The sequence below is a fragment of the Streptomyces barkulensis genome, from assembly GCF_002843305.1.
GTDB lineage: Bacteria > Actinomycetota > Actinomycetes > Streptomycetales > Streptomycetaceae > Streptomyces > Streptomyces barkulensis.
This window is the reverse complement of the sequence record NZ_PGSG01000106.1, coordinates 71,439-97,617: the sequence shown is the minus strand read 5'-3', so window position 1 is coordinate 97,617 and position 26,179 is coordinate 71,439. Positions and strand designations below refer to the sequence as shown.

Sequence of the window (26,179 nt, the reverse complement as noted above, 5' to 3'; positions counted from 1 at the left end):
GGCGACTCGGCACGAGTTCCGCCCTGTCACTTCACGGTGTGGGCGAGGGTGCCGACGCCTTCGACGACCGAGGTGATGGAGTCGCCGGGGCTGATGACCGCGGCTCCCGGAGTTCCCGTGCAGATGACGGTGCCGGGGGCGAAGGTGCGGCCCGCGGTGAAGTACTCGACCAGGTAACCGATGTCGTACTTCATGTCGGATACCGGAGCGGAGGCGACGACCTCGCCGTTGCGCACGGTCGAGACCCGCAGCGAACGGAGGGCGGTGTCGTCGATCTCGTCGGCCGTCACCAGCTGCGGGCCCACGCTGCAGAACGTGTCGAACCCCTTGGCCCAGGGGATGTAGCGCGGGTTCTCGCGGATCACGTCCTCCGCCGTCATGTCGAGCACGGCCGTGAAGCCGGCGACGACGGAGCGCCACTCGTCGCGCCGTACGTTCTTGCACTCGGTGCCGATGACCAGTCCCAGCTCCGCCTCCGCCGTCACCCGCTTGCTCTGGGACGGCAGCTCGATCGGCCCGCCGTTGTCGATCAGGCAGTTGCCCGGCCGCAGGTACGACCCCGGGCCGGACGCGGGCTGGTCGGTGTTCAGGTCGTTGGAGTGGCCCCGGTAGTTGAGGCCGGCTCCCCAGATGTCGCCGGTCTCCACGACGGTGGCGGCCTCCCCCAGGGGGATGTCGGCCGGCTCGGCCGTCAGGGAGTCGAGCAGCCCGGCGAGCTCCGACCTGCGGGAGGCGTCGAGCAGGTCGACCAGGCGGCTCGGGGCCGCGTAGCCCTTGATGTCGGACAGCGAGATCCAGCCGGTGCGATGGCTTGCGAAGATCTGGTGGCCTTTTTCCGTGCTGAAGCGTGCCAGCCTCACTGCGTTCCTTCCGGTCGGGTGTGCGTGTGCCGCGTCGGCTTCGGTCGGGTGCGCTCAGATCGCCGCGGCGTGCGGGGCGAGTCGCCGCGCGGCGGCCTGGATGTCGCTCTTGCCGGCGCTCCGGGGGGCCAGCTCCACCGCGGTCTCCATCAGGGAGGCGGGGTCGACGGTGAGTTCGTCGCACAGCCGCTCGATGAGCGGGAAGAACCCGGAGTGCATGCCGATCACTCCGCCGAGCACCTGCATGTTCCGGTCCTCGGGGAGGGGGTCCAGGGTGGTCCGGCAGAAGTCCGCGAGTTTCGCCAGCGCCTTGTAGTCGAAGCGGTCCTCGCCGAGCATGCTGATGATTCCGGCGAGTGACTCGGTCTGCGCGTTCCCGGCGCCGCGGCCGATGCCGTCCAGGCATCCGTCGACGATCGTGGCCCCCGCCTCGAAGGCGGCGATGCTGTTCGCGTTGGCCATGCCCAGGTTGTCGTGGCCGTGGAACCCGACGACCGGGAACGAGCCCTTCACCGCGGTCACATAGCGCCGTATGTCGCCGGGGACCATGGAGCCGTACGAGTCCACGACGTACACGCCGGCGATGGCGGGCGTCACGTCGCGGAGCAGGCCGGGCAGCTCCTCGGCGGGCGTGCCGCTCGTCTTCATCAGGTTGAGGTAGACCTCGCCGCAGATCTCGGTGGCGCGCTCGATGTAGTCGAGGTGGTCCTGGACGTGTTCGGGCTCCACACCGATACGGACGAAGGACATGCCCTCGTCGCAGAGCCGGGAGAGTGTGGACAGCCGGCTGAAGCCGGGCTGGGCGAACATCCCCCACGCTGTCCGCCTCAGTTCCGACCGGGCGAGCTCGCACCAGCGCTCGAGGTCGATGCTGCACGCCCTGGTGCCGGAGCGCTCCGCCTCGTACCCCAGTCCATGGCCGATCTCGACCTTCCGGACAGGCGTCTCGTCGAGCCGGCCGAGGAGCTCCGAGACGAACTTCTCCTCGAGTTGGAAGTCGACCGCGTAGGAGCCGTCGCGCAGCGTGGCGTCAAGGATCTCCGTCTGTCCCAGCCGGAACAGCGGGGCATGTGCTGGAGTCATGTCTGTCCTCCGAAACTCGGCAGTCTGGGTACGGACCTCGGTCATGGGCCGCGCAAACTGAACGTCCGGCAGCGCCAGAATTCTCAGGGAGCCGGCGCAGCGCGAATACCGTTGATGCGCGGCCGGTCAAAGGAACAGCTTCAGCGCACCCCTTGCGGGGTTCGAGCTTCAATACGGGCGAAGGCCGGCCCGGACGCTCGAGCCGGTTATGGCCGCCGTGCATCGGCCCTGTGTGCTCAAGAACATTGCCTGTCGAGGCAGATGGCGTCGGTCGCCGCCGCCGTGTCCGGATGTTAGGAGAGCGTGGCCGGTCCGCAAAAGGTGCCGTCTCAGTATTCGGTCGGCACATGCGGGGTGTAAAAGGGGCGAGCCATCACCAAAATGGTGACAACGGTGGTGGGGTCGAAAGTTTTCAGCCGAGATCATCCAGTGTTTGGCGCGCTTCTGTTCATGGCGTTGACATTCGCTTTCCGGTGCTGTTGAGATGATCCGGGATCCGCCAGTGACTACCGTCGGGCGGCCTTTTCGCGGACGCCGGCTCCCGGGGTTCGCGAACCTTTCCGCCCGGGCACCCCGGGCCTCTCGCAGTTTGCTCCCGGGCGCAGGTGAAGTCCGTTCGAATACGAGGCGAACCGCGCGCGGAAAACGCTTTGGAAATTGTTCACGTCCGGCACTCGTCGAATTCGTCCCGCCGTGTCCGGAAGACGTCCCGCCGCCGGATCGCAGGAGGGCGGGGACGGCGGGCGGGGCGACGGGCGTGCGGCCGGGGCCGTACGGCCCCGGCCGCCCACCGCCGGGAGGACCCGGGCACCGGGCCGGGCTCATGACTGATGTTGGCTGCTTCACCCGGACCACGCAGCCGGAGAGGGATGTTGATGCGCACGACAGTGCTGAACAACTTGAGGGGCGCGCTCCCGGAGCAGGACGTGCCGGCGGTCGAGGAGTGCGCCACCACGCTGTACGACGCCCTGCCGAGACCGGGCGAGATCCGGAAGAACACCGTCATGGTCGCGTACGGCGGCGGCAAGGACAGCGCCTACGCGGTGGCGTTCGTGCGCGCTGTCCACCTGGCCCTCGCCGAGCGCCACGGCGAGACCTTCAACCTGCGTGTGGTGACCATGCGTCACGGAGGCATGCCGTACCAGGTGATGCTGAACATCGACCGCACGTACCGGGCGCTGGGGCTCTACGGCGACCCGGACGTCGAGCTGCTGCTCGTGGAGGGCGGCCGGGTGGTCCCCTTCGAACGGGACCGCGGCATGCCGCACCGGCTGATCGCGTTCAACCGGACCGACCTGCTGATGTCCGGGCACCGCTCGTACGGCGACGGCAGGGCCACGTTCTGCAACGCCTGCAACCTCAACGTGGCGGACTCCTTCGGTGTCGCGGCCCGCCACGGTGACGGCGTGGACCTCATCATCACCGGCGACTCCCCGCAGGAACAGCGCGACTACGCGCTGTGGATCCGGCGGCTGGCGCGGGGTGCCGGCCTGAAGCCGGCCGACGGCAGGAAAGGCTTCAAGGGCACCCTGGAGACCCTGGACGGGCTCGCGCAGGCCTACTTCCAGGAGATCCACGGCACCGAGAACCCCGAACGGGTCAAGGAGCGGGGGGTCACCTCGGACATCCCCACCGCTCTGCGGTTCTTCTCGGTCTACGACTACACGAGCTACGCCTCGGGCGCGCACTGGAGGCTGCTGACCGACTTCCTCGGGTTCGTCTTCGACGAGATCGCCTTCAACTTCACCGAATCCGACTGCACGAACCCCGCCCTCATGGCCCACCTCCGCGGCCTGCGGACCGAGCACGTCTACCGGCGCACCTACCGGGAGGGCATAGCCCAGTACCTGGACTTCGCGCTCGAACTGATGCGCAAGAAGCACTTCCCCGACCACCTCGTCCGCGAGATGGAGGACCGCTACCGCACCGATGACGGTGTCGAGGCGATGCGCGAGGCGGCGACCCGGTACGGCGAGGACGCGTTCGGGGTCGACACCGCACAGCTGGTCTGCATGGTCCACTCGCCCTTCGCGGGCGGCGCGGCGAACCTGCGGCACTACCTCGCCTGCGAGTACGCCGAACTCCTCCCGGAGGAGGAGCGGATACGCGCGCTGCTGGCCGGCAAGGAGGAGAACGCCGCGCTGGCCGCCCGCCTGGAACGGGTCAGCGGACTGAGCCTGACCGACCTGCGGGCCCTCCACGACGGCCCGCTGTGGTCGCCGTTCGCGGAGCGTGGGACGCAGTCGGGAGTCCTGCCCCTGGTCATGGACAGCGACCCGCACAAGAAGATCATCAGGGTGCGGCGCGACCCCGAGGGCGAGGAGACCCTCGACCGGGTCGGCGGCCGCTGAGACCTGTCCCGAAAGGGACCCGACCGCCGCCCCCGCCGGGCATGCGGCCCGTACCGGCGTGCGGCGTGTCCGGCTGCCGGGGCCGCCGGTTCCGGACGGGGCCGAGCCTCCTGGCGTGAACAGACCGAAAACGATGCCGGACCGATCATGCGGCGGTAAGGTCCGGGGCCATGGAAGACAGCCGGCACGAGGGATGGGAGCGGCGACGCAGATGACAACCGACCAGCCGCCCGCCGCGGCGGGCCCCGGCGCCGCCCCGTACCTCAATCTCCTCGTCACCATGGTCATGTTCGGGAGCGCCTTCGCCAGCTCCAAGGTGGTGGTCGGCGCGATGCCCCACGAGGTCGCGGCCGCCCTCCGGTTCGGCGGCGGCGGCCTGCTGCTGATCCTGCTGGCCGCGTTTCTGCGCACCCGGTCGGCGCCCATCGGACGCGCCGCCGCCGTGCGCGCGGGCCTGGCCGGTCTGCTCGGCGTCCTGGCCTACAACGTCTTCTTCTTCTGGGGGCTGTCCCTGGCCCCCTCGCTCGACGGCAGCATCATCGTGCCCGTGCTGAGCCCGATCCTCACCACCGCCGCACTGGTCCTGCTGGGCCGGGAGAAGGCGTCCTGGGTGCGAATAACGGGGCTGGCCGTCGGCGCGTCCGGCGCGCTGGTCTTCTTCATCGGCATCGGCGGGGACGCCACCGGTTCCAGCCGGCTGACCGGCGACCTCGTCTTCGTCGCGGGGGCCGCGTGCTGGGCGGCCTACAGCATCCTGTCGAAGTCGCTCCTGGCCGGAGTGGACCCGCTGCGGGCGACCGCCTGGAGCACCGGCGCCGGCGGCCTGGGACTCGTCCTGCTCGCCGTGCCGGAGGCCGGAGACGTCTCCTGGCAGGCGGTCCCGGGACCGGTGTGGGCGAACGTGGTCTTCCTCGCGGTCGGGCCGACCGCGATCGCCTACCTGTTCTACTACAGAGGACTGCGCAGCGTGAGTCCGTCCGCGGCGACCATCATGATGTTCACCGTTCCGGTCTTCGGGGCGTTCTTCTCGACCGTGTTCCTCGGAGAGTCGTTCACCGGCCTGCAGCTCGTCGGCACGCTGATCATGCTGGGCGGAGCGCTCTTCGCCACCCTCGGAGCCAGGCCGCCACGCCGTCGCGCCGACCCCGAGCCGGTGCCCGCCCAAGGACGCTGAGCGGCCTGCACGCCGACAGCCCCGAGCCCCCACCAACCGGACGACCCGACGAACCAGCCCTTCAGGAGACCGCCATGGATCTCGGACTTTCCGGCCGCACGGCCCTCGTCTGCTCCTCCACGGGAGGCCTGGGCGAGGCCATCGCCCGGAAACTGGCAGAGGAAGGAGCCGACACCGTGGTCTGCGGCCGGCGGGGACACCGGGCGAAGGAGATCGCCGGGGAGTTACCGAGCGCCGTCGGCGTGGAGGCGGATCTCCTCACCGAGGACGGCCCGCGGAAGCTGTACGAGTCGACGGTGGCGGCGTTCGGCCCACCGGACGTACTGGTGCTCAACGGGCCCGGCCCGAGACCCGCTCCGGCGACCGGCATCAGCGCCGACGACGTCGACGACGCGCTCGACGCGACGGTGCGCCGCCACATCGAGCTGGTCGCGCTGGCACTGCCCGCGATGCGCGAACGGGGCTGGGGCCGCATTCTGGCGGTGGGCTCCAGCGGGATCGTCGCGCCCCTGCCGAACCTGGCACTGTCGAACCTCGGCAGAGCCGCACTGGCCGCCTACCTCAAGTCGCTGGCGGCCGAGGTCGCCGCGGAGGGGGTCACAGTCAACCTCCTGCTGCCCGGCCGTATCAGCACCGACCGCACCACCGCGGTCGACGCCGCGAACGCCGAGCGCTCAGGCCGCACCGTCGCCGAGGTGGCCCGCGAGTCGGCCGCCGCGATCCCCGCCGGCCGGTACGGCCGGCCCTCGGAGTTCGCCGCGGTCGCCGCGTTCCTCTGCGGCGCGCCGGCGTCGTACGTCACCGGTACGGCGGTGCGCTGCGACGGGGGTCTTGTGCGCACCCTGTAGCCGGAGAGCCCCACGCGGAAACGACCCAGCGGCCCGGCCGCGTCCCCGGACACCCGAACCGAGCGGCACGGCCGGCCCGCGCAGGGCCGGGACCGCCCACCCGACCGCCGCGCCCGGCCTCCGGGCGGGACCTCATGCCCGACGTCGCACTGGAGAGACGTGTGAACCACTTCGTACTGCCCCTCACGGCCCCCCTGACGGACCCCCAGGCGGACCCGGTGTCCCTGCGCTGCCGCAGTCACGCCGGGTTCGTCCACCGCCTCGCCGCCATCGAAGGCCGGGACTCCACCACCATCGACGGCAGCGCCGACGTGCCCGCCGCACTCACCGAGCTCGCCGCCGCGGCGGTCCTGGTGGGCGGGGACGAGCCGCAGGCCGGAGGAGAGATCCGGTACGTGCCCACCCGCGCGGCGCGGGAGCGGGTCGGAACGGAGCAGGACGGCGCCTGGCCGAAGTCCGTGGCCTCGCGTCAGCGCAAGGCCACCCGCCGCACCCCGGGCGTGCTGCTGACATTCCCGCCGGAGGAGGAGCGGACGGACGTCACACTCAGCGTCTTCACCACCGACTGGTCCCCCAGCCCCGCCGCGTGCGCCGTCGCCGTGCACCCGGGCCACCCGCTGAGCCCCGGGCTCCCCGCCGGGCGCGGCGCCGCCTTCACCGGCCGGTACTGCCGCCACCCGCTCACCGGCGACCTGCTGCCGGTCTGGACGGCCGACTGGGTCAAGCCGGAGTTCGGCACCGGCGCCGTCCTGGTCAACCCGGGCCATGACGCGGCGGACCTGGCCTTCGGCCGGGAGATCGGTCTCCCCGTGCGCTTCGCACTGGCACCGGCCGGTCACGACGGCAGTCCGGAGACGTGGCTGACGCCTCCGGTGGTGAAGACCGGACAGGCCGTCCGCACCGGACCCACCGACGGGCTCGACTTCACCGCGGCGCAGACCGAGTACTTCCGCATCCTCGCCGGCCGCGGCCTGGCCTGCGAGTACACGGACTTCGGGACGGGATCCTTCGTCGTGGCGGCCCTCACGGCCAACGGCCCGGACAAGATCCACTGGGACCGGGAACGCCGTACGGCCGCGCCCGCCGGCGGCCCCGTCCCGGTGAGCGGCACCGCGCTTCTCGCCGCCCTGGACCCGGCGGCGCGCCGGGGCGAACTCAGCGTCGTGGCACCGTCCTCGGCCATCGAGTCCGATCTGCTCGCGCTGCGGTTGCTGCTCGCCGAACCGGACCTGGGGCCCGTACCCGAGCGCGCCCCCGACATCACGCTCGTCGGCTCCGTCACCGGTAAGTACGAGGACCTGCCCGAGGACGTCCTCGAACTCACCCTGCTGACGGCCGCCGCCGCCCAGGACTCCCTCCCCGTCAAACCCCAGCAGGTGGAGACCGCCGAGCGTTTCCTGGCGGCACACGCCGCACTCGCCGAGCCGGACCGGGTTCCGGAGGGCGAGGCCGACGCCGCCGCGGTGAAGGCGGCCGGACAGATCAGGACGCTGCTGCTGCGCCGTGACACGAAACAGGCCTTCACACACCTGTACCGGCTGCAGAAGACCCTGGCGAAGAGCGAGGCCCCGGCCGACGGCACCCTCGTCCTCTACGAGGCGCTCGCATGGGTCATGACCGGCCTGCCCGGCCGGCACACCCGGGAACAGCTCGTCGAGGCCTGGAACCGCCTCTGACCCGCGTCGGCGGCCGGCTCGCGGTCCGGCGCCGCCGCCGACCGGAGAACGTCGGAGCGGGCCGAGGCGGGCCTTGAGCAGGCAGAACTCGTTGCCCTCCGGGTCGGTCAGGGCTCTCCACGGCACATCGCCCCGGCCGAGGTTGAGGTCGGTGGCGACCGGGGCCCGCAGCCGGGCCACCTCCGCCTCCTTGTCGTCACCGGGGTACGGCAGCAGGTCGAGGTGCACACGGTCCTTCGCCGCCGTCCTGGGCTCGGATACGGGAACGACGTCGACCGGGTCCGGTCCGTGGCGGTCTGCTCCGGGCGGGCCCGGGCGGTCGTCTCGCCACCGCGGTGATCACACCCGATCACCGCGTACAGTTCCGTCTCCGGCTGACGTCATGAGCCGCAGACATGCCTTCCGGGTCAGCGTTTGACGCGGTTGCGGACGGCCAGGACCGCCAGGCCCAGCAGGACGGGCTCGACGAGGCGGGAGGCCATCTCGGTGTAGGTGCCCGTCGTGGTCAGGTCCTGCCCGGAGGAGCGGAACACCGCCGAGTCGAGCGTGACGTTCAGCGCCTTCTCGAAACGCTCGCCGGTGAACCTGTCCCCGGTGGGGTTTCGCGGGTCCGCCTTGTCGATGGTGAGGGTGACCGTGCCGCCGCCGGGCGGCACGGTGCCGGCCGCCTCCTGCTTCGGGGAGTCCTCGGGGATCCCGAAGCCCATCAGCAGCACGACGGTGGCCAGCATCGCCGCTCCCAGCCAGCCCAGCGCGCGGGCCGCGCGCAGCCCGTACCCGGACACCGCCCAGTACGCGGCGAGCAGGGCGCGCTCGGCCCCCGGGGTGCCGGGGTCGTGGCGGCGCATCTCCATCTCGCCGTAGTAGAAGTCGGCCGCTCCGGGCTCGTCCTTGCCCTCCTCCAGCGCCTTGCGCAACTGGCGGTACACCGGCGCCAGTACGGCCGGCTCCAGCGCCTCCTCCCCGCGCGGCGCGGGCGTCCAGCCGCTTCCGTGCCCGCCGTGCGCGGCACGCCAGTGGTGCTCCTCGGCCAGGGTGCGGCGCGGTGTCCAGCGCACCGGCAGCAGCCCGCGCCGGCGCAGCCCGGCGGGGGCCGCCGCCATGCGGCAGTGCCCCTCCAGCCGCAGCTGGTCGAGGTGGACGGTCCCGGCGAAGAGGCAGTCGGTGAGGTCGGTGCCGGTGAGCATCAGATGCGCCGCGTCCACGCCCCGCAGCGACACGACGCGTACCCGGGGATCGGTCAGGCCGGGCTCGGGAACCTTCGAACGGTGTGCGGCGAAGGGCCGGGCGTGGGCGGCGACGCCGACCGGGTACTCCAGCACCGCGTCGCTCAGGTCCACCTCGGCGTACCGCAGCCGCAGCGCGGCGGTGGAGGTCCACCGCGTCCGCCTGCACCGTACGGCCTTCGCCGCCGCCTCGACGGTCACGGCGGTTCCGAACACCGCCTCCGACAGATCCAGCGTTCCCGCGCACACCAGCGGCCCCAGTTTGGTGGTGCGCTCGAAGGCCATCCCCGCGAACCGGGCGTCGCCGCCGATCACCGTCCCGGTGAACCACGCGCGCCCGCCGACCTGTGCGTCGTGGAACGAGAGGTGTCCGTCGACCCGCGCCCAGGCGAACCCGGCGGAGCCGCCGATCCGTGTGTGCAGGAACTGGACGGGTCCGCCGATCCTGGCGTCGTAGAACTGCGCGCCCCCGTCCGCCGCGGTCTCGCCGACCATGACGTAGCCGCCGATCTCCGTCCGGACGAACAGCAGGTCGCCGCCGGTTCGCACTTTGGTGAGCAGGCTGTGGCCGCCGATCCGTGCCTGCTGGAACGAGAGGTCGCCCTCGGTCTCCGTCCCGCCGAGCAGCACGTCGCCGTCGATCCGCGCCTCGTGGAACGAGATCTCGCCACCGACGCTCACTCCGCCGATGGAGACGTCGCCGTCGACGCGCGCACCTTCCAGCCGCAGGTCGCCGCCGAGGTCCGCGCCGTCGAACCGGAGGCCGCCGTCGAAGTACGCCCCTTCGAGCAGGAGGGCGCCGAGGCGGGGCCGGTCGGTGGCGGGGTCGGTGAGCGCGCGTAACAGCTCGTTCAGCAGGTCCTGGGTGAAGGACGTGCCGCGGAGGTCGATGTCGTCGCCGGGCGACAGAGCGGCCAGGTGGGCGGTGCGGTCGGCATCGTCCAGGTGCGCCAGGCATGTGCTGTGCCCGGGCAGGAGGATGCCGGGGCAGCCGGCCGGTGCGGCGGAGTCGGCTCCCCGGCCGCAGTGCGGCCAGAAGACCAGCGCCGGGGACGGGCCGGACCTCGAAGACGTCATGCCCCGAGGACGCCCGCGCGCGGCCGGGCAGTTGCCCCGGGCGGCCACGAGGGACACGGGCCGCACGAGCCGGTTGTACGCGTTCCGGTGGCCGTTGTACGCGATCCGCGCCGTGTCGTGACGCGGCGGAGCCGCGTTGCGCCCGGTGACGGAAGGGGACGGCATGACCGAAGTCGGCACTGACGACGACACACAGCTCGAGTTCGAACGCGGCACGGGGGTGCTGTACGTGTTCGGCCGCCAGGTGAAGCGGTTCCGGATGCGCCTGGGCATGAACCGTGAGCAACTCGGCCTGGTGACGGGCTACTCGCCCGCGACGATCGCCTCGATCGAACAGGGACGGCGCATCCCGTCGGACCACTTCATCGACAAGGCCGACGAGATGCTGGACGCGAGCGAAGTCCTCAAGGAGATGAAGGAGGAGATCCGCAAGGCCCGCTATCCGCTGTTCTTCCAGGGGGCGGCGACGCTGGAGCGGGAAGCCGTCGAGCTGCACTTCTACGACACGCACGTGGTCAACGGCCTGTTGCAGACGGAGGACTATGCGCGATGTGTCTTCGAGATGCACCAGCCCGCGCTGGACGAGGAGACGGTCGAGCGGCGCCTGGCGGCCCGTATGGCCCGGCAGGAGATCTTCACCAGGGGGTCCACGCCGTTGATGAGTTACGTCATCGAAGAGGCGGTGCTACGACGGCCCATCGGTGGTCGCCGTGTCATGAGAGGCCAGTTGGAGCGAATCCTCCAGGTCGGGCGGAGGCGTGACGTGGTCGTACAGGTGATGCCGACGGACTGTGAGGAGCATGTCGGCCTCGCCGGACCGTTCACCCTGATCGAGACCAGCGAGGGACGACGTATCGCCTACGCCGAGGTGCAGAAAAGCGGCACCCTCTACACGGAGCGGAAGTCTGTCCGTGAACTCGAAGTGCAGTATGGGATCATCCGTGCTCAGGCGCTTACTCCGAGTGAGTCCATGGCCTTCGTCGAGAGGTTGCTGGGAGAGACATGAGGAATCGGGAGTCGAAGCCGAGCACGGCGGAACCGGCTTGGTTCAAGAGCAGTTACAGCAGCGGTGAGGGCGGCCAGTGTGTCGAGGTCGCCGCCCGTCCCGAGAGCGTCCGCGTACGGGACTCCAAGGACACCGCCCGGCCCGGTCTGGAGGTCGGCCCGGACGCCTGGACGTCCTTCCTCGGCCTGGCGTCCCGCTCGCACGTCTGACGTTCACATCGCGCCTGTGCCCTGTGCTCCCGACTCCCTTGGAAGTACGGGGCACAGGCATGCCGACCCCTCTACGATCACCGGTCATGGCCACCCTGATCGTGACCGTCGGGGCGTTCGGCCACGGGCCGCCGGCGTGGGGTCGTCGGTTCAGGCCGGCGGCCCTGACTGGCCGTTTCGCTGCCCGGTCAGACGCTGGACGGAAGCGGTTCGAGGTGCCGCGCCACGACCGCCCGTATCCCGTCGGGGCCCGCCCCGTCGCGCAGTCCGCGCTTCGGCAGCAGGGCCATTCCGCCCACCGTGTCGTCGATGACCAGTATGAAGAGGTTCGCCGTCTCGATGTAGTGGCGGAACGACGCCCACGGGATCGTGGTCTCCACGAGTGCCGTGGCGGCGTGTACGCCGGTGTCGTCCGCCCGCATGGTGTACTCGCCCTGGGAACGCGCATACCCGGTCATTTGCCGCACCCGGTGCAGCTGGTTCACCCACCCGCCCACGAGACTCCCCAGAATCGGGCACAAGGCTACGGCCACCAGCACGGTCACCCCCTTGGGTGCCGAGAGCGTCAGGAGGGCCACAAGGACGGCCGCCGTGATCAGCCCGGCGATCAGTGGAAGACGCCACCAGTGCGCGGAGGAGCCGGACCGTGCGCGCAGGGCCTCGGCCATGTCGGCCCGCGTCGGCAGATAGGTCAGCTCGATGTCGGCCGATACCGGGGCCGCCTCCCGCTCCTCGTTCTGCATGGAGCGGGATCGTAGCTGCCCCCGGCGGATCGCCTTGACCAGGACCCCGGGCTCCGTGCGTCCCCCTGTCGGTTGTGGCTGACCGGTGTGTCCGGAGGGGATAACGCCGGTATGCGTGATGACGAGGCGGCCGGCTCGCAGGAGACACCCGAATCCGCCCTCGACGGCGGGCAGAACGCCACCGTCGGGCCGTTGGGCAGGAGGATCATCGGTTTCTGCATGATGGGCATGGCCGTTGTGGCGCTTGTGGGCCAGACCTTGGGGCTCTGGCAGGGGATCTACGACTTGTTCGGCTCCGAGGAGAACGGTTCTGCCCCGTCGTCGGCGGACGGCATCCGCCCGCCTCCGGCCGAGGTCTCCGGCCGGCCGGGGTCCGCGCCCCGCTGCGAGGCGTCGGACGACCGGCAGGTGCTGATCGAGCTCAAGGGGGAACCGACCCGTTCCGGGGCGCACGCGGTGGCCACGGTGAGGTGCGAGGTCGGTCCGGGGGACCGCCTGTCGTGGGTGGTGCGCAAGGAGACCGGTGATCCGGGCCGGCCGCGCGTCCACTACACCCTGAGGTACGAGCTGGGGCGGCAGGGGCCGGGACGGTACACCTACGACGCGGATCTCAGCACCACCGCGCCTGGGTCCGAGCGATCCCTGATCGCCGTCCTGATGGACGACGCCACCTACCGCGAGGTGAAGGCGGGCAGGGATCCCGAGACCGCCTATGTGGACCTGCCCTCGCCCGTCCCCGTCGTGTCCAACTCGCTGCTGATCACCACACCCCGGTAGCGCGCCGGCAGGAGAGGGCGGCCGCCGGGCCGGAGGGCGCTTTACCCGTCGTGCCCTCGACCGGGACACTGGTGCGGGAACGGCGCGGGGGAGAAGCGGGGGCGAACATGGCCGAGGGACAGGGGAGTTGGGGCAGACCGGTGCCGCTGGGACAGGCCGGCGCCTCCGAGGCGGCCCACTTCGTCGCCGCTCCGCTGCTGGCCGGCGCCTGCATCGCCACCGTCGGCGTACTGGGCGCGGACGCGGAGAAGTTCCGCTGGCCCGGGCCGGCGATGCTGCTGCTCACCCTCGCCTTCGCCGCGCTCGTCGGCAGCGTGCAGTACGGCTTCCACTCCCGCCGTCACCTCTACTCCCCTGCGGACGTGGAGTCCTGGCACCCGCCGGACTCCCTCAGGCCCTCCGCCGAGCTGTTGCGCCGCGAGCAGCGCCGCCACTTCGGGGAGTGGCTGCGGCTGAGCCGCCGCGCGGCCCTGACCTACAACCTGGGGATCGCCCTGCTGGGCGCGGGCGGGGCGCTGGCCCTCGCGGCCCCCGAGGGCGCCTCGTTCTGGCACGCGGCGTGCCGCTGGGCGGCGAGCGCCGTGCTGGCGGCCGGCGCCCTGGCGGAGCTGGAATGGACGCTGCGGGAGTGGTGGACGCGCAGGGCGCTGCTGCGCGCCGCCCGGGCCGGCGGGGGAGATGACGGGCGGAGAGAGACAGGCCGGGGAGAGGGCAGGAGGGAGGGGCGTGATGTCTGAGTCCGTCGTGCGCGCCGTCGGCGGCCCGTGGGAGCCGGAGGTGACGCACTGCTGTGTGTGCGGGGGGCCGCTGCTGCTGCGCGGGCGTCCGCTGACGGTGCGTCCGCGCGTGTGGTCCCTGCGCAGGCGGGACTTCTGGGACGACTTGGCGTACGACCACGACGGCGGCTGCGCCGCGGCGGCGGTCCCGGCCGCAGTGCTCGTCGGGATGAGCAGGGAGCAGGCCCTGGCGGAGGCGGCCCGCCGCGCCGCCCCGCCGGGGGAGGGGGAGAGCGGCGGGGAGGACGGAGGCGGTTGAGTTCGGCGGAGCCTAAGTCGGGCATACGGGCAACATCCGTACCCGGCGGGGCGGTTCGCCGCCGGGTACGCCGCAGACAGCCGAGCCGAGGAGGACCGTATGGCCGTCACGTTCCGCAAGAGCATCCGGATCCTGCCCGGAGTGCGACTGAACCGCAACCGCCGTTCCTGGTCGCTCAGCCTGGGCAAGGGGAAGGGCCCCAGGTACACGTTCGGGTCCGGGGGACGGCGCACCAGGTCGATGAACCTTCCCGGCCCGTTCGGATACCGCAGGACGACGACGAGCCGGAGCCGCCGCGGCGGCCGCTGAGGCCGAGGCGTCCCCGAGCGCCGCACGACGTACCCCGGGCCGGCCCCGGAACCCTTCAGGGGTTCCGGGGCCGGCCCTTTCACGGATTCACGGAGAACCGGCGGAGGGCCGCCGAACGGCCGCCGAATGGCCGAAAAGGGGCTGTGCGGAACCTTGCCAGTGACCAGTGGCGTACATACAGTCAACCTACTCGCCGGTATTGACATGCTCACTAATACCGGAGGAGCCCCCGTGTGCCCCGGCCGGGCGCGGGGTGGAGCCGCGCCACCGCGGGTGCCGGCCCGTCACCGGGCCGCGTCCACCCGCCTTGCACAGCAAGCACCAGCACCGCACCAGCAAGCACCAGCACAGAACCTCGCAATCCGTATGCCACAGGCACGTCCGCGAGATGTTCGCGGGCTCCGCCGGAAGGGTGTTTCATGAAGGACGAGCAGGAGAGACCGGTGGACGGCCGCGTCAGATGGCGCAGGTTCGCCGCCGTGTGCGTGCCCGGCTTCGCCGTCACCGGCGTACTGGCCGTCGCGCTGGCCGAGGGAGCCCTCGCCGCGTCGTTCGCCGTGTCCGGCCAGCAGTTCAAGGTGTCCGCGGACCGGCTCACCGGCGAGGGCTTCGTGCAGTACGGCAGCGTGGACGTCAACGCCCGCGACCAGCTGCTGCCCGTCGCGGTGACCGGCATCAAGAAGGCGGAGATGGAGAGCCTGTGCCAGTCCGTCGTCACCACCCTGCCCATGCTCGGCGACATCTCGCTCAAGCTGTCCGCCGGGACCGGCGACAAGCCGGTGGAGGCCACCGACCTGTTCGTGGACGCCACCCAGCTCTCCGGTGACGCCTCGTTCGAGAACATCGAGATCGGCCGCGACGCCTCCACGCTGGACAAGGGCCCCGAAGGCGGGCAGGGCATGCAGGACGCCTTCTCCCAGCAGGCCGACACCATAAGGATCAGCGATCTGGAGCAGACCGCCTGGGCGACCAACGCGGGCACGTTCAAGCTCGCCGACCTCAGCATGAAGATCACCAAGGGCAAGCGCGAATGCTTCTGAGGTGGCGGCGCTGGCGCCGTGGCCGGCCCTTCTGGGGCGGGCTGGTCACCGTCGCCGCCGGCGTGGAGATCGCGGTCATCCCCCTGGCCCCGATGAAGGTCATGCTGCACCAGGGAGTCGCGGGCGCCATGTCCGTCCTCCTGGGCGCCGTACTGATCGTGCTGGGCCTGTCGGCCTGGTTCACGCCGCACTACCGCACCCTCACCGGCATCCTCACGGCCATGATCGCCGCGGCCGCGCTGGTCCTGTCCAATCTCGGCGGCTTCCTGATCGGGACGGTCGCCGGACTCATCGGCGGCGGGCTCGTCTTCGGCTGGCAGCCGAGGGCGGCGCCCGCGCCGCAATCCCCCCACCCCAACCCCCCCTTAGTCGAGGAGGAAGCGTGACCCTCAGCGCATTACGTTCCCGCACCCCCCTGTCCATCGGCGCCGGTCTGGCCGCCGCGGCCGCTCTGACCCTGGCCGGGGGCGGCACCGCCGCGGCCGAGCCGGCCGCCGTCGCGGGCTCCACGACCGTCACCCCCGCCGGGCACTACTTCGCCGCCGACCTCAACGGCAGCGCCACCTTCAAGGCCGGCGTCGTGACGGTGACCTGCACGGTCTCCAGCTCCGCCCCCACGGGAACCGGCGACGCCAACCGCGTCCCCGCCGCTCCGGACAACCACAACGCCGCCGGCCCGGTCGGAGGCCCGCTCACCGCGCCCACCTACAGCTCCTGCCGCACCAGCATGCCGGGCGTCTGGGCCACCGTCACCACCAGCGGCTCCTGGGGCGTCTCCGTCCAGCACGGGGCGCCGTCCACCGCGACCCTGTCCATGCCCAGCGGCGGACTGGTCGTCCAGACCAGCGGCCTGGCCAACTGCACCGTGACCGCCGCGCCCGACGCCGGCGCCTCGATCCCGGGCACCTGGACCAACGGGGCGCCCTCCAAGCTCACCTTCACCAACGTCTCCGTGCCCGTCGACGTCGTCGGCGGGTTCGGCTGCCCGACCAGCGCGAGCAGCTCCGTCTTCAACGCCACCTACGACATCACCGACGCGACCGACCCCGCCTCGCAGATCACCGTGACCGACTGACCGACTGACCGGGGGAGCGGCGGCTCCCCCTCCCAAGGGCCCCGGGCGGCGACCAGGCCACCGCCCGGGGCCCGTCGCGCGCGGGCCGTACGGCGCCGCGCCGCGCGGCCTGCGCGGTTCAGCCTGCCGCCGTACGGCCGCCGAACACCCGCTCCTCGATACGGGAGCGCACCTCGGCGGTCAGGCGCGACAGGGCCTCGGAGGCGACGGGACGCGGCGGCACCGGATCCACCACACGCCGCGCCTCGTCGGGCAGCCGTGCCAGATCGGCCTCGAAGCGCTCGCGGGCGACCGCCAGGGTCGCGGGGGCGGCGACGCGCCGGCCGCCGGTCATCACCGTCTCCAGCAGCGGCTCGGCACCGGGCGGCGGCTCCTCCTCCCGCAGGGCGACGACATCGGCGAAACCCGGGCCGCGGAAGACCTGCTTGGCCCCCGGAGCGGTCACCTTGGCCGCCGACAGCTTCATCACCGGCCGCCCGTCGTAGGACACCAGCTTGTAGGCGGAGTCCAGATAGGGGGCGTCGGCCGAGACCCCGACGCGGGTGCCCACGGCGTAGACGTCGATCGGGGCGCCCGAGCGCACCAGGCGGTCGACGCCGTACTCGTCCAGGCCGCCGCTGGCGGTGATCCGCACCTCCTCCAGCCCGGCCGCGTCCAGGATCCGCCGCGCGCGCACGGCCAGTTCGCCCAGATCGCCGCTGTCCAGCCGGACGGCGCAGCCGGGCCCGTACTCCAGGTCGCGCAGCACCCGCGCCGCCGTCCGCACGCCCTCCTCGGTGTCGTAGGTGTCCACCAGGAAGGTCACCGGGCCCGGATGGACCCGGGCGAAGGCGCGGAAGGCCGCCTCCTCGTCCTCGTACGCCTCCACGAAGGAGTGCGCCATGGTGCCCACCGCCGGAATGCCGTAGGCGGCGGACGCGGCCACGTCACTGGTGCCGGCGAAACCCACCAGGGCGCCGAGCCGGGCCATGCGCAGGCCCGCCTCGACCCCGTGGGTGCGGCGCAGCGAGAAGTCCACCACCGGGCGGCCGCCGGCGGCCAGGACGCAGCGCGCCGCCTTCGAGGCGATGGTGGTCTGGTGGCTGAGCTGGTTGAGCAGACAGGTCTCCACCAGCTGCGCCTGCGGCAGCGGGGCGGTCACCTCCAGCAGCGGCTCGCCCGCCAGCACGATCCGGCCCTCGGGCACCGCCCGCACCTCGCCGGTGAACTCCAGACCCCGCATCGGCTCCAGGTCCTCCACCGGCCGGTGCAGCGCCTCGGCGAAGGCGGCGGCCTCGCTCGCGCCGACCCGCAGTCCCTCCAGGTACGACAGTGCCGACTCCAGCCCCGCCGCCACCAGGAAGCCGCGGTGCGGCGGCAGCTTCCGCACGAACAGACTGAAGACGGCCTCGCCGGTCATGTCCTCGCGCAGGTAGGCCAGGGCCATGCTCACCTCGTACAGGTCCGTGGTGAGCGCTCCGGGGACGGTCATCTGTCCGGTCATGTCCGCAGTCTCCTTCCGTGCGCGGCCCGGCGCACCTCCACCCGGCCCGGCCCCTTCCGACCGGAAGCCCGTCAGCCCGTCAGCCCGGCTCCATGTAGGGGCGGCGGAAGGCCGGGGCGGGCCCGGCACCGTACGGGTACACCGCCGCCAGCGCCTGGTCGGCCGCCGCCCGGAGCGGGCCGGAGGTGTCCACGGTGACGGCGTCCGGCCACGGCGCCTCCCGCCGCGCCATGGCGGCGGCCACCTCCGCCCCGGCGTCGGAGACCCCCGGCGCGCGTCCGGCCAGCCGGGAGTCGGCCACATCACCCGGCGTCCGGCAGTTCAGGGCGACCAGTTCCGCGCCGGCGCGCCCGGCGGTCCGCCGGGCCGCCTCCCGCTGCTCCGGGTCCGTCCAGCTCGCGTCCAGCACCACCGACTCGCCCGAGGACAGCAGGGCGTCCGCGCGGTCCAGGAGGGCGGAGTAGGTGGCGCGCGTCCGCTCGGGCGTGTACAGGCCCTCGCCGTAGGGAGCGGGCGCCGGCTGCTCGGCCGGGATGCCCGCCAGCTCCTTGCGGACGCGGTCGCTGCTGAGCAGCGTGACGCCCATCCGGTCCGCCAGCGCCCCCGAGAGCGTGGACTTGCCGCGGCCCGGCAGCCCGCCGACCAGGATCAGGCGTACGGCGGAGGCGCGCAGGTGGAGCAGGGCCGTCGTCACCAGCCCCCGTGCCTCCTCCTGCGCCCCCGGCGCGCCCTGGACGGCCTGGATGAGGGAGACCTTGGCACGGACGAAGGCGCGGTAGGCGACGTAGTGGTGCCACAGGGAGGGCGGCGCGGGGTCCGCGGAGTACTCGCTGTAGCGGGCCAGGAAGAACGCCGCCGCGTCCGGTGCGCCCAGACGCTCCAGGTCCATCGCGAGGAACGCCGCGTCGTCCAGGCCGTCGACGTAGCGCAGCCGGTCGTCGAACTCCAGACAGTCCAGGACGCGCGGGCCGTCGTCGAGGCAGAAGATGTCCTCGGCCCGCAGATCGCCGTGCCCGTCCACGACCCGGTTGCGGCGGATGCGCGTCTCGAACAGCACCTCGCGGCCGCCGAGGTAGCGGCGCACCAGCCGCTCGGCCTCTGACACCCCTTCGGGCAGCCCGACCGAGCCCTCCATGGCGCGGACCTCGGTGAAGTTCGCCTCCCAGCGCCCGGCGAGCGCGTCCCGGGTGCCCTCGCGCACCACCTCCGGCCCGCGCGGGGAGTCCGCGTGCCGCGCCGCCAGCAGCCGCGCCACGGCCCGCAGCGGCTCTTGTACGTCCTCGCCCCGGCGCACCAGGGCGGACAGCCGGCGCCCGGCCGGCATACGGCGCATCACCACGACCGGCTCGGGCCCGCCGTCCCCCTCCCGCCCGGAAGGGGAGTCGAAAGGGCAGTGGACCTCCGCGAGCCCCAGGTAGACGTCGGGTGCGAAACGGCGGTTGAGCTCGATCTCCCGCTCGCAGCCCCGCCGCCGGGCGGCGAGGGTGGTGAAGTCCACGAACCCCAGGCCGACCGGCTTCTTGAGCTTGTAGACGCGGTCCGCGAGGAAGAACAGCACCGCGGTGTGGGTCTCGCCGAGCTCCGCGCGCGGGGGGTGTGCCGCTCCCGCCCCGGTACCGGGGCCGGCGTCGGGGCGGGGGCCGGGACCGGGACCGGAGGTCGGGGGTGTGGGCATCCTGTGGCTCCTTGGCTGCCGTCGAGCGTGCTGAGGTCGTGCGGGGGCCGCGCGGGCCGCGGCCCCCGCACGGTGGGAGTACCGGGAAGGCCGCTCCGGAAACCCGCCGCCCCGCCCTGAGCGGGACGCGGGCCGTACGCCGTCCGATGGAACCCTCACGGCACCGGGGTTACCGTGGGAGGCGGAGGCCGCAGGCGTATCCACGCCGAGGAGGCGCCGGCGATGCCCGGTGCGGCGGCCACCGAAACCGGCGGGCCGGCGGGCGGAGGGCACCGCGGGAGACACGGCCGCGCCGGGACGGCTGCGGAGGGCCGCGGCAGGCGCGTACATCCGGACCGGGCCGAACGCATCCGGACCCATCGGCCCCGCACCACCCCAGGGAGCAGACGATGGCTCACACACAGGACTGGAAGATCCGCCTCCACCTCTTCGAGGAGGAGGGCACGACGAAGGCCCGCGCGGTACTGGACCTCGGGGGCACGGAGATCAGCGGGCAGGGCGTCGCGCGGCGCAACCCGCACGACAGGGACGTCCCCGAGATCGGCGACGAACTCGCGGCGGGACGCGCGATGAACGACCTGGCGCAGAAGCTGCTGAGCGTCGCGCGCACCGACATCGAGGGCGTGGCGCACCCCGGGCCCTGACCCCGGCCGGCCCGGCGCCCCGGCCCCGGACGCGCCCCCGGCCCGCGGGCGCGTCCTTCGGAGCCGCCCACACCGGCAGCCGGCGGGCCGCCAGACCGGGGAGGCCCGATGAGCACACGGGAGATGTCCGACGAACGGGTGACGGCCGCGGTCCGCGACGCCGCCGCGGCCCCGTCCATGCACAACACCCAGCCGTGGCGGTTCCGCTACCTGAGGAGCGAGGGCGCCTTCCAGATGCGCGCGGACTTCGGCCGGGCGCTCCCGCACGCCGACCCCGACGGGCGCGCCCTCCACATCAGCTGCGGCGCCGCCCTGTTCAACCTGAGGGTCGCGCTCGCCCACGAGGGGCTGCGGCCGGTGACCCGGCTGCTGCCGGACCCGGACGATCCCGCCCTGCTCGCCGTGGTGCGGCCGGCCGGTCCCGGGGACGGCGAGGGCGGCGGGAGTGGCGGGGACGGTGAGGACGGGATCGGCGCGCTCCACCCGGCCGTACACCGCCGCCACACCAGCCGCCGGCCGTTCACCGGGGCGGAGATCCCCCAGGCGCTGCGCACCGCACTGTCCGACGCCGCACTGAGGGAGGGCGCCCTGCTGGACTTCCCCGGGCCGAGGCATCTGCGGTGGGTGCTGGAACTGGTGGAGGAGGCCGAGGCCCGCAACCGCGCCGACCGCGGCGAGGCGGAGGACCTGGCGCACTGGACCCGCACCGGAACCGCCGCGACCGCCGGGGCGGACGCCGTAGCCGGGGCGGGCACGGCCGGCGACGGGATCCCCGAGTACGCCTTCGGGCCGCGCAAGTTCGACGGGCGCGCCCCGGTGCGGGACTTCGCGGGCACCGGGCACGTGGCCGGGCGCCGCTCGGAGACCTTCGAGCGGCAACCGCAGATCGCCCTGCTCAGCACGGTGAAGGACCGCCCCGCGGACTGGCTGAGGGCGGGGCAGGCCATGGAGCGCGTCCTGCTGCTGGCGACCGGAGAGGGCCTGGTCGGCTCGCCGGCCACCCAGCCCGTGGAGTGGTCCGACCTGCGCTGGCCGCTGCGCGATCCGGTGTCGGGCCGGGGCCAGGTGCAGATGGTGCTGCGGCTGGGATACGGGCCGCCGGGGCCCGGCACCCCGCGCCGCCCGCCGGGAGAGGTGCTCGACATCGAGCCTTAGCGCGTCGTGCCGCGGCACGACGCGCCAAGGCCGGATCCGGCCGGGTCATCCCCGGCCGGATCCGCCGGCTCCGCGCGGCTCCGTGGTGTCCGGGCCGGGGCCCGGGGCGGTGCCCGGGTCCTCGCGGTGGTGCAGATGACGGACGTGGGCATCGGGCCCGGGGAAGACCAGCGATACCCGGCCGGTGTCCGACCAGCGCACGTCGTACGGCGGTGTCCCGTCGTCGTGGTGCAGCCCGATGATCTCGCCGTCCCGCCGGGCGACGCCCGTGGCCGGGCTCTCGATGATCAGCTCGTCTCCCAGTTCCGCGTGCATGGCCGTCACCGCTCTCCGAGACTCTCCGGAGCCCGCCCTTCGAGGCCTCTGCTCCGGCCTCCGCGCGCCCCGGACGCAGGGCCGGGTACCCCGCGACGCGGTACCCGCAACCAGTGGGCGCAACCCTGCGGGGTCTCCGATTGCGGCGCCTGCGGGCCGCGCCCACACTGAGGACCATGAGCACCGCCCTCCCCGAGATCCGGCCCGGTGCGGGCGGCGCGGACGGCGGCGGCGCGCCCCGATGAGCATCGGGACCGAGCCCCTGGGGGACGCCCCGCTCCCGGCCGGGAGCGCGGCGCAGACGATGCCGGCCGCGCAGGTCCACGTCGCGCTGGGCACCTCCCCGCGCGGCCTGACCGAGGCCGAGGCCGCCGCACGGCGCGAGAGGTACGGGCCCAACCGGCTGCCGCGCGCCGCCCGCCGCGGCTCCTGGCGGTTGCTGACCGCCCAGTTCACCGACTTGTTCGCGGTCGTCCTGGTCGTCGCGTCGGCGGTCACCTTCCTGGCCCACGCCCTCCGGGACCCGCCGCGGGAGGGCACCCTGCAACTGGCCGTCGCCATCCTCTGCGTGGTCGTGCTCAACGCGGCCATCGGCTTCGCCCAGGAGTACTCCGCCGAGCGCACCGCCGAGACGCTCCGGGCGATGGTGCCGCACACCAGCCGGGTGCTGCGCGGCGGCGAGCGGCGAGAGGTCCCCGCGGACGAACTGGTGCCCGGTGACGTGGTGGTGCTGGAGGCCGGGGACGCGGTACCGGCCGACTGCCGCCTGGTGGAGGCCCACGAGGTATCGGTCGACAACGCGCCCCTGACCGGGGAGAGCGCACCCGTGCGCCGCACCGCCGACGCCGTGGCGCCCGGACCGCCCCTGGAGGCCCGCAACCGCGTCTTCATGGGCACCGACGTCGTCACCGGCACGGCCAAGGCCGTGGTGTGCGCCACCGGCTCGGCCACGGAGTTCGGACGGATCTTCCGGCTGGCGTCCGCGGCGCCCCGGCAGCGGACGCCGCTGCAGCGCCAGGTCGCCTCCATGGCACGCCGGGTGGCGGGTACGGCGCTGGCCGTCGGCGCGGCGCTGTTCGCCGTACGCCTGCCCGCCGGCCAGGACCCGGTGGCCGGCTTCGTCTTCGCGCTGGGCGTGATGGTCGCCCTCGTCCCCGAGGGGCTGCCCGCCACCCTGTCGGTGTCCCTGGCGATCGGGGTGCGGCGCATGGCCCGGCGGCACGCGCTGGTCAAGAAGCCGCTGGCGGTGGAGGCGCTGGGTGCCACCACCGTGATCTGCACCGACAAGACCGGCACCCTGACCCGGGCGGAGATGACCGTCACCCGGGTGTGGGCCGGCGGGAGGACGCACCCGGTCTCGGGGGTGGGCTACGAACCGGCCGGGGAGGTGGACGACCCCGCGGCGGTACGCCCGCTGCTGCGCGCGGCGGCCATGTGCTGCGACGCCCGGCTCCTGCCGCCCGCGGAGCACCAGGGGTGGCGGGTCCTGGGCGACACCACCGAGGGGGCGCTGCTGGTGGCCGCGGCCAAGGCCGGGATCGACCCGGACGCCGAGGAGGCCGCGGCCCCCCGTGCCGCCGAGCACCCCTTCGACCCGGCCCGCAAGCTGATGAGCACAGTCCACCGTGCCTCCGGCGGCGCGGACCGCCCGCCGTACACCGCCTTCGTCAAGGGCGCTCCGCACGAGGTGCTCGCCCGCTGCGAGGCCGTCGACTGGCGCGGCGACCGCAGGGAGCTGACACCGAAGGTGCGCGCCGCCGTCACCGCCGCGCACGACGAGATGGCCTCCCGGGGCCTGCGCGTCCTGGGTGTGGCCCACCGCCGGCTGCCGGACGGGCCGCGCCCGGGACGGGAGGAGACCGAGTCGGGCCTGACGCTCCTGGGCCTGGCCGGCATGCTCGACCCGCCGCGCCCGGAGGTCAGCGACGCGGTCGAGGCCTGCCGCCGCGCGGGCGTGCGCATCGTGATGGTCACCGGCGACCACCCGCTGACCGCCGAGGCCGTCGCCCGCCGCGTGGGCATCGTGCGCGGCCCCGAACCGGCGGTGGTGACCGGCGCGTGTCTGGAGCCGATGGACGACCGGGACCTGGACGCCCTGCTCGCCCAGGGGCGCGAACTGCTGCTGTGCCGGGTCGCCCCCGAACACAAGGCCCGCATCGTGGCCGCCTTCCAGCGGCGCGGCGAGGTCGTCGCCGTCACCGGCGACGGCGCCAACGACGCCCCCGCCCTCAAACACGCCGACATCGGTGTGGCGATGGGCGCCTCCGGCACCGACGTCGCCCGCGAGGCCGCAGTGATGGTGCTGCTGGACGACTCCTTCGCCTCCATCGCCGCCGCCGTCGGGCTCGGCCGCTCCGTCTACCAGAACATCCGCAGGTTCCTCGTCTACGTCTTCAGCAGCAACATCGGCGAGCTCGGACCCATCCTGGCGGCGACCGCCGCCGGTTTCCCGCTCGTGCCCATCAGTGCCGTCCAGGTACTCGCGATCGACCTGGGCACCGACGTCATGCCCGCCCTCGCGCTGGGCGCCGAGCCGCCGGAGCCCGATGTGATGGACCGCCCGCCGCGTCCCAGGCGCGAGCGGCTGTTCTCCGCGGCCGTGGTGGGGCGCGTGCTGTTCCTCGGAGGCATCCAGACGGTCTGTGTGAGCGCGGTGTTCCTGTGGCAGGTGGGCTCCTCGGGCATCCCCTACGCGGACTTCACCGAGGACACCCCCGTCTACCGGGAGGCGGTCACCATGGTCCACGCCGGCATCGTGCTCAGCCAGTTCTTCATCGCCCTGTCGGTGCGCACCGACCGGCGCAGCGCCCTGCGCCCGGCGGTGCTGACGTCCAACCCGTGGCTGCTGGGGGCAGGTCTCCTGGCGGTCGCCGCCATGGTGGCGATCAGCTACGTGCCCCTGCTGCGGGGCCTGTTCAACACCGCGCCGCTGGAGTTGGCCGACTGGGCCCTCCTGACGGGCCTGGGCGTGCTGCCGCTGCTGGCCGACGAGGCCCGCAAGGCGTGGCTGCGGCGCCGGCGCCCCGCGCGGGGCGGGGAGCCGCCGCACCGGGGGGCGCGGAGGGAGGGCGGCGCGCGATGAGGGTGGTGATCGCCGGCTGCGGGCGGGTGGGTTCCGCGCTCGCGGTCCGGCTGGCCGCCGAAGGCCACGACGTACGCGTCGTCGACCGCTCGGCCGGGGCGCGCGGCCGGCTGCCGGCCGGCTTCACCGGGAGGTTCCGGCAGGGCGGCGAGTACGCCCGTGCCGCGCTGGAGGCCGCCGGCATCGAGCACGCGGACGCGTTCGTCGCCGTGGCCTCCGAGGACAACAGCAACATCGTCAGCGCGCGGACGGCCAGGGACACCTACCGGGTGCCCGTCGTCCTGGCCCGTGTCGATGACGGCGGACGGGCCGACATCTGCCGTGAGCTGGGCATCCCCACCATCGCCGGCGTCCAGTGGACGGTGCACCGCATCCACCGGATGCTGTTGCACCGCCATCTCGTCCCGGAGGTCGCCTTCGGCGGCGGCGAGACGCTGCTGGTGCGCTCCCGGCTCCCGGGCCACCTCACCGGGAGGCGGCTGACCGACCTCGACGTCGACGGCGAGATCCGCGTCGTGGAGGTCACCCGCGCCGGCCGCTCCCTCGTCCCCGCCCACGGCACCCGCGCCGAACCGGGCGATCTGGTCTCCTTCGCCGTCGCGGCCACCTCTCTGGACCGGCTGCGCGGCTTCCTGGACAGGGAGCTGGGCACATGAGGGTCCTCATCGCGGGCGCCGGGCACCTGGGCGAGCAGATCGCACGGGCGCTGGCCGCCGCCCGCAACGAGGTCGTCCTCGTCGACCGGGACGAGGAACGGGCCGCCGGGCTCGCCGGCCGGCCCGACGTCGGCGTGGTCGCGGGGGAGGCGTGCGAACCCGCCGTCTTGGAGCGTGCCGGTGCGCTCACCGCGGACGTCCTGATCGCCGCCACGGACCGGGACGAGGACAACCTCGTCATCGGCCTGCTGGCCAAACGCCGGTTCGCCGTCCCGCGCGTGGTCGCCCGCGTCAACGACACGGAGAACGCCTGGCTGTTCGACGGCCGCTGGGGCGTCGACGCCGCCATCCCCGCGACCACCCCGCTGATCTCCCTGGTGGAGGAGGCCACCGGGGCGGCCGACACGGTGGCGCTGCTGCGGCTGAGCAGGGCGGGCGTGGACGTCATCGAGACCGCGATCACGCCGCGCTCCCGCGCCGTCGGCCGGCTGCTGGGGGAAGTCGGCCTGCCGCCCGGCACCGTGGTGGCCACCGTCGTACGCGACGGCCGGCCCACCGTCCCCGCACCGCAGATGCGGCTGAGGCCCGGCGACGAGCTGCTCCTGGTGTCGCACTCCGCCACCGAGGAGGAGATCCGCGCGGCCTTCCGGTGACGGGCGGGGCGGGGAGTGGTGGGGCCG

24 protein-coding genes and 2 pseudogenes are annotated in these 26,179 nt (G+C 73.3%); 18 read left to right on the top strand and 8 right to left on the bottom strand.

What is annotated here, in order from left to right:
* Positions 1-26 precede the first annotated feature (26 nt).
* Entirely contained in the window at positions 27-860 is an 834-nt protein-coding gene (locus tag CUT83_RS23800; RefSeq protein WP_101257879.1) for a fumarylacetoacetate hydrolase family protein, read from the bottom strand.
* 54 nt (positions 861-914) lie between these two features.
* Positions 915-1,943: a hydroxymethylglutaryl-CoA lyase-like TIM-barrel protein gene (locus tag CUT83_RS23795; protein WP_101257878.1), complete on the bottom strand. Its 1,029-nt coding sequence runs from the start codon at positions 1,941-1,943 to the stop codon at positions 915-917.
* Between the two features lie 875 nt (positions 1,944-2,818).
* On the opposite strand from CUT83_RS23795, the gene CUT83_RS23790 reads away from it, so the two are divergent.
* From CUT83_RS23790 to CUT83_RS23775, 4 genes are all read left to right on the top strand, one after another.
* Positions 2,819-4,294, top strand: a complete 1,476-nt coding sequence (locus CUT83_RS23790; protein ID WP_101257877.1) for a hypothetical protein — start codon at positions 2,819-2,821, stop codon at positions 4,292-4,294.
* Positions 4,295-4,505: 211 nt separating this feature from the next.
* Positions 4,506-5,468, top strand: coding sequence for a DMT family transporter (locus CUT83_RS23785; protein ID WP_101257902.1), 963 nt, complete (start codon positions 4,506-4,508; stop codon positions 5,466-5,468).
* Positions 5,469-5,542: 74 nt separating this feature from the next.
* On the top strand, positions 5,543-6,316 hold the full coding sequence (locus CUT83_RS23780; protein WP_101257876.1) for an SDR family oxidoreductase: 774 nt from the start codon (positions 5,543-5,545) through the stop codon (positions 6,314-6,316).
* Between the two features lie 161 nt (positions 6,317-6,477).
* The gene (locus tag CUT83_RS23775; protein WP_158239050.1) at positions 6,478-7,992 is read left to right on the top strand and encodes a class I tRNA ligase family protein; all 1,515 of its coding nucleotides are present in this window, start codon (positions 6,478-6,480) and stop codon (positions 7,990-7,992) included.
* Positions 7,993-8,067: 75 nt separating this feature from the next.
* Here the strand turns inward: CUT83_RS23775 and CUT83_RS23770 are convergent.
* Together CUT83_RS23770 and CUT83_RS23765 are read right to left on the bottom strand one after the other, a co-directional pair.
* Positions 8,068-8,283: pseudogene (locus tag CUT83_RS23770) on the bottom strand (VOC family protein); the annotation flags it as partial.
* 116 nt (positions 8,284-8,399) lie between these two features.
* Positions 8,400-10,295, bottom strand: coding sequence for a pentapeptide repeat-containing protein (locus tag CUT83_RS23765; RefSeq protein WP_240957716.1), 1,896 nt, complete (start codon positions 10,293-10,295; stop codon positions 8,400-8,402).
* 163 nt (positions 10,296-10,458) lie between these two features.
* On the opposite strand from CUT83_RS23765, the gene CUT83_RS23760 reads away from it, so the two are divergent.
* Positions 10,459-11,301, top strand: coding sequence for a helix-turn-helix domain-containing protein (locus CUT83_RS23760; protein ID WP_101257874.1), 843 nt, complete (start codon positions 10,459-10,461; stop codon positions 11,299-11,301).
* Complete coding sequence (locus CUT83_RS23755; RefSeq protein ID WP_101257873.1) at positions 11,298-11,510, top strand: DUF397 domain-containing protein; 213 nt, start codon at positions 11,298-11,300, stop codon at positions 11,508-11,510. The genes CUT83_RS23760 and CUT83_RS23755 overlap by 4 nt, the downstream gene beginning before the upstream one ends.
* Before the next feature lie 188 nt (positions 11,511-11,698).
* Here the strand turns inward: CUT83_RS23755 and CUT83_RS23750 are convergent, their stop codons facing one another.
* Positions 11,699-12,253 carry a YcxB family protein gene (locus tag CUT83_RS23750; protein WP_101257872.1) on the bottom strand — a complete coding sequence of 185 codons (555 nt, stop codon included), beginning with the start codon at positions 12,251-12,253 and terminating at the stop codon, positions 11,699-11,701.
* Positions 12,254-12,364: 111 nt separating this feature from the next.
* On the opposite strand from CUT83_RS23750, the gene CUT83_RS23745 reads away from it, so the two are divergent.
* The 7 genes from CUT83_RS23745 (at position 12,365) to CUT83_RS23715 (ending at position 16,489) form a co-directional block, all read left to right on the top strand.
* Positions 12,365-13,030: a hypothetical protein gene (locus CUT83_RS23745; RefSeq protein ID WP_101257871.1), complete on the top strand. Its 666-nt coding sequence runs from the start codon at positions 12,365-12,367 to the stop codon at positions 13,028-13,030.
* 107 nt (positions 13,031-13,137) lie between these two features.
* A complete protein-coding gene (locus tag CUT83_RS23740) occupies positions 13,138-13,767 on the top strand; it encodes a hypothetical protein (protein WP_143688614.1) in 630 nt (209 codons plus the stop codon).
* Complete coding sequence (locus CUT83_RS23735; RefSeq protein WP_143688613.1) at positions 13,760-14,065, top strand: hypothetical protein; 306 nt, start codon at positions 13,760-13,762, stop codon at positions 14,063-14,065. The genes CUT83_RS23740 and CUT83_RS23735 overlap by 8 nt, the downstream gene beginning before the upstream one ends.
* Positions 14,066-14,164: 99 nt before the next feature.
* The gene (locus tag CUT83_RS23730; protein ID WP_101257868.1) at positions 14,165-14,374 is read left to right on the top strand and encodes a DUF4236 domain-containing protein; all 210 of its coding nucleotides are present in this window, start codon (positions 14,165-14,167) and stop codon (positions 14,372-14,374) included.
* Positions 14,375-14,793: 419 nt separating this feature from the next.
* The gene (locus tag CUT83_RS23725; protein WP_101257867.1) at positions 14,794-15,414 is read left to right on the top strand and encodes a DUF6230 family protein; all 621 of its coding nucleotides are present in this window, start codon (positions 14,794-14,796) and stop codon (positions 15,412-15,414) included.
* Positions 15,405-15,800, top strand: a complete 396-nt coding sequence (locus CUT83_RS23720) for a DUF6114 domain-containing protein (RefSeq protein WP_101257866.1) — start codon at positions 15,405-15,407, stop codon at positions 15,798-15,800. Before CUT83_RS23725 ends, CUT83_RS23720 begins: the two co-directional genes overlap by 10 nt.
* On the top strand, positions 15,797-16,489 hold the full coding sequence (locus tag CUT83_RS23715) for a hypothetical protein (RefSeq protein ID WP_173915141.1): 693 nt from the start codon (positions 15,797-15,799) through the stop codon (positions 16,487-16,489). Before CUT83_RS23720 ends, CUT83_RS23715 begins: the two co-directional genes overlap by 4 nt.
* Positions 16,490-16,607: 118 nt before the next feature.
* On the opposite strand, the gene CUT83_RS23710 is transcribed toward CUT83_RS23715, so the two are convergent.
* Both CUT83_RS23710 and CUT83_RS23705 read right to left on the bottom strand, forming a co-directional pair.
* A complete protein-coding gene (locus tag CUT83_RS23710; RefSeq protein ID WP_240957717.1) occupies positions 16,608-17,972 on the bottom strand; it encodes a nicotinate phosphoribosyltransferase in 1,365 nt (454 codons plus the stop codon).
* 79 nt (positions 17,973-18,051) lie between these two features.
* Positions 18,052-19,647: a bifunctional aminoglycoside phosphotransferase/ATP-binding protein gene (locus CUT83_RS23705; RefSeq protein ID WP_101257865.1), complete on the bottom strand. Its 1,596-nt coding sequence runs from the start codon at positions 19,645-19,647 to the stop codon at positions 18,052-18,054.
* A 389-nt stretch (positions 19,648-20,036) separates the two neighbouring features.
* Between CUT83_RS23705 and CUT83_RS23700 the strand changes: the two genes are divergently transcribed.
* Together CUT83_RS23700 and CUT83_RS23695 are read left to right on the top strand one after the other, a co-directional pair.
* Positions 20,037-20,291 carry a DUF1876 domain-containing protein gene (locus CUT83_RS23700; RefSeq protein ID WP_101257864.1) on the top strand — a complete coding sequence of 85 codons (255 nt, stop codon included), beginning with the start codon at positions 20,037-20,039 and terminating at the stop codon, positions 20,289-20,291.
* 108 nt (positions 20,292-20,399) lie between these two features.
* The gene (locus CUT83_RS23695; protein WP_101257863.1) at positions 20,400-21,446 is read left to right on the top strand and encodes an Acg family FMN-binding oxidoreductase; all 1,047 of its coding nucleotides are present in this window, start codon (positions 20,400-20,402) and stop codon (positions 21,444-21,446) included.
* A 54-nt stretch (positions 21,447-21,500) separates the two neighbouring features.
* On the opposite strand, the pseudogene CUT83_RS23690 reads toward CUT83_RS23695, so the two are convergent.
* Positions 21,501-21,761 (bottom strand): annotated as a pseudogene (locus CUT83_RS23690) (DUF1918 domain-containing protein); the annotation flags it as partial.
* A 241-nt stretch (positions 21,762-22,002) separates the two neighbouring features.
* Between CUT83_RS23690 and CUT83_RS23685 the strand changes: the two are divergent.
* Genes CUT83_RS23685 through CUT83_RS23675 form a run of 3 tightly spaced genes read left to right on the top strand, consistent with a single transcriptional unit; the run spans position 22,003 to position 26,152 of the window.
* Entirely contained in the window at positions 22,003-24,843 is a 2,841-nt protein-coding gene (locus CUT83_RS23685; protein WP_240957720.1) for a cation-translocating P-type ATPase, read from the top strand.
* Positions 24,840-25,499 carry a potassium channel family protein gene (locus CUT83_RS23680; protein ID WP_101257898.1) on the top strand — a complete coding sequence of 220 codons (660 nt, stop codon included), beginning with the start codon at positions 24,840-24,842 and terminating at the stop codon, positions 25,497-25,499. Before CUT83_RS23685 ends, CUT83_RS23680 begins: the two co-directional genes overlap by 4 nt.
* The gene (locus CUT83_RS23675; protein ID WP_101257861.1) at positions 25,496-26,152 is read left to right on the top strand and encodes a potassium channel family protein; all 657 of its coding nucleotides are present in this window, start codon (positions 25,496-25,498) and stop codon (positions 26,150-26,152) included. The genes CUT83_RS23680 and CUT83_RS23675 overlap by 4 nt, the downstream gene beginning before the upstream one ends.
* The last annotated feature ends 27 nt before the right edge of the window (positions 26,153-26,179 follow it).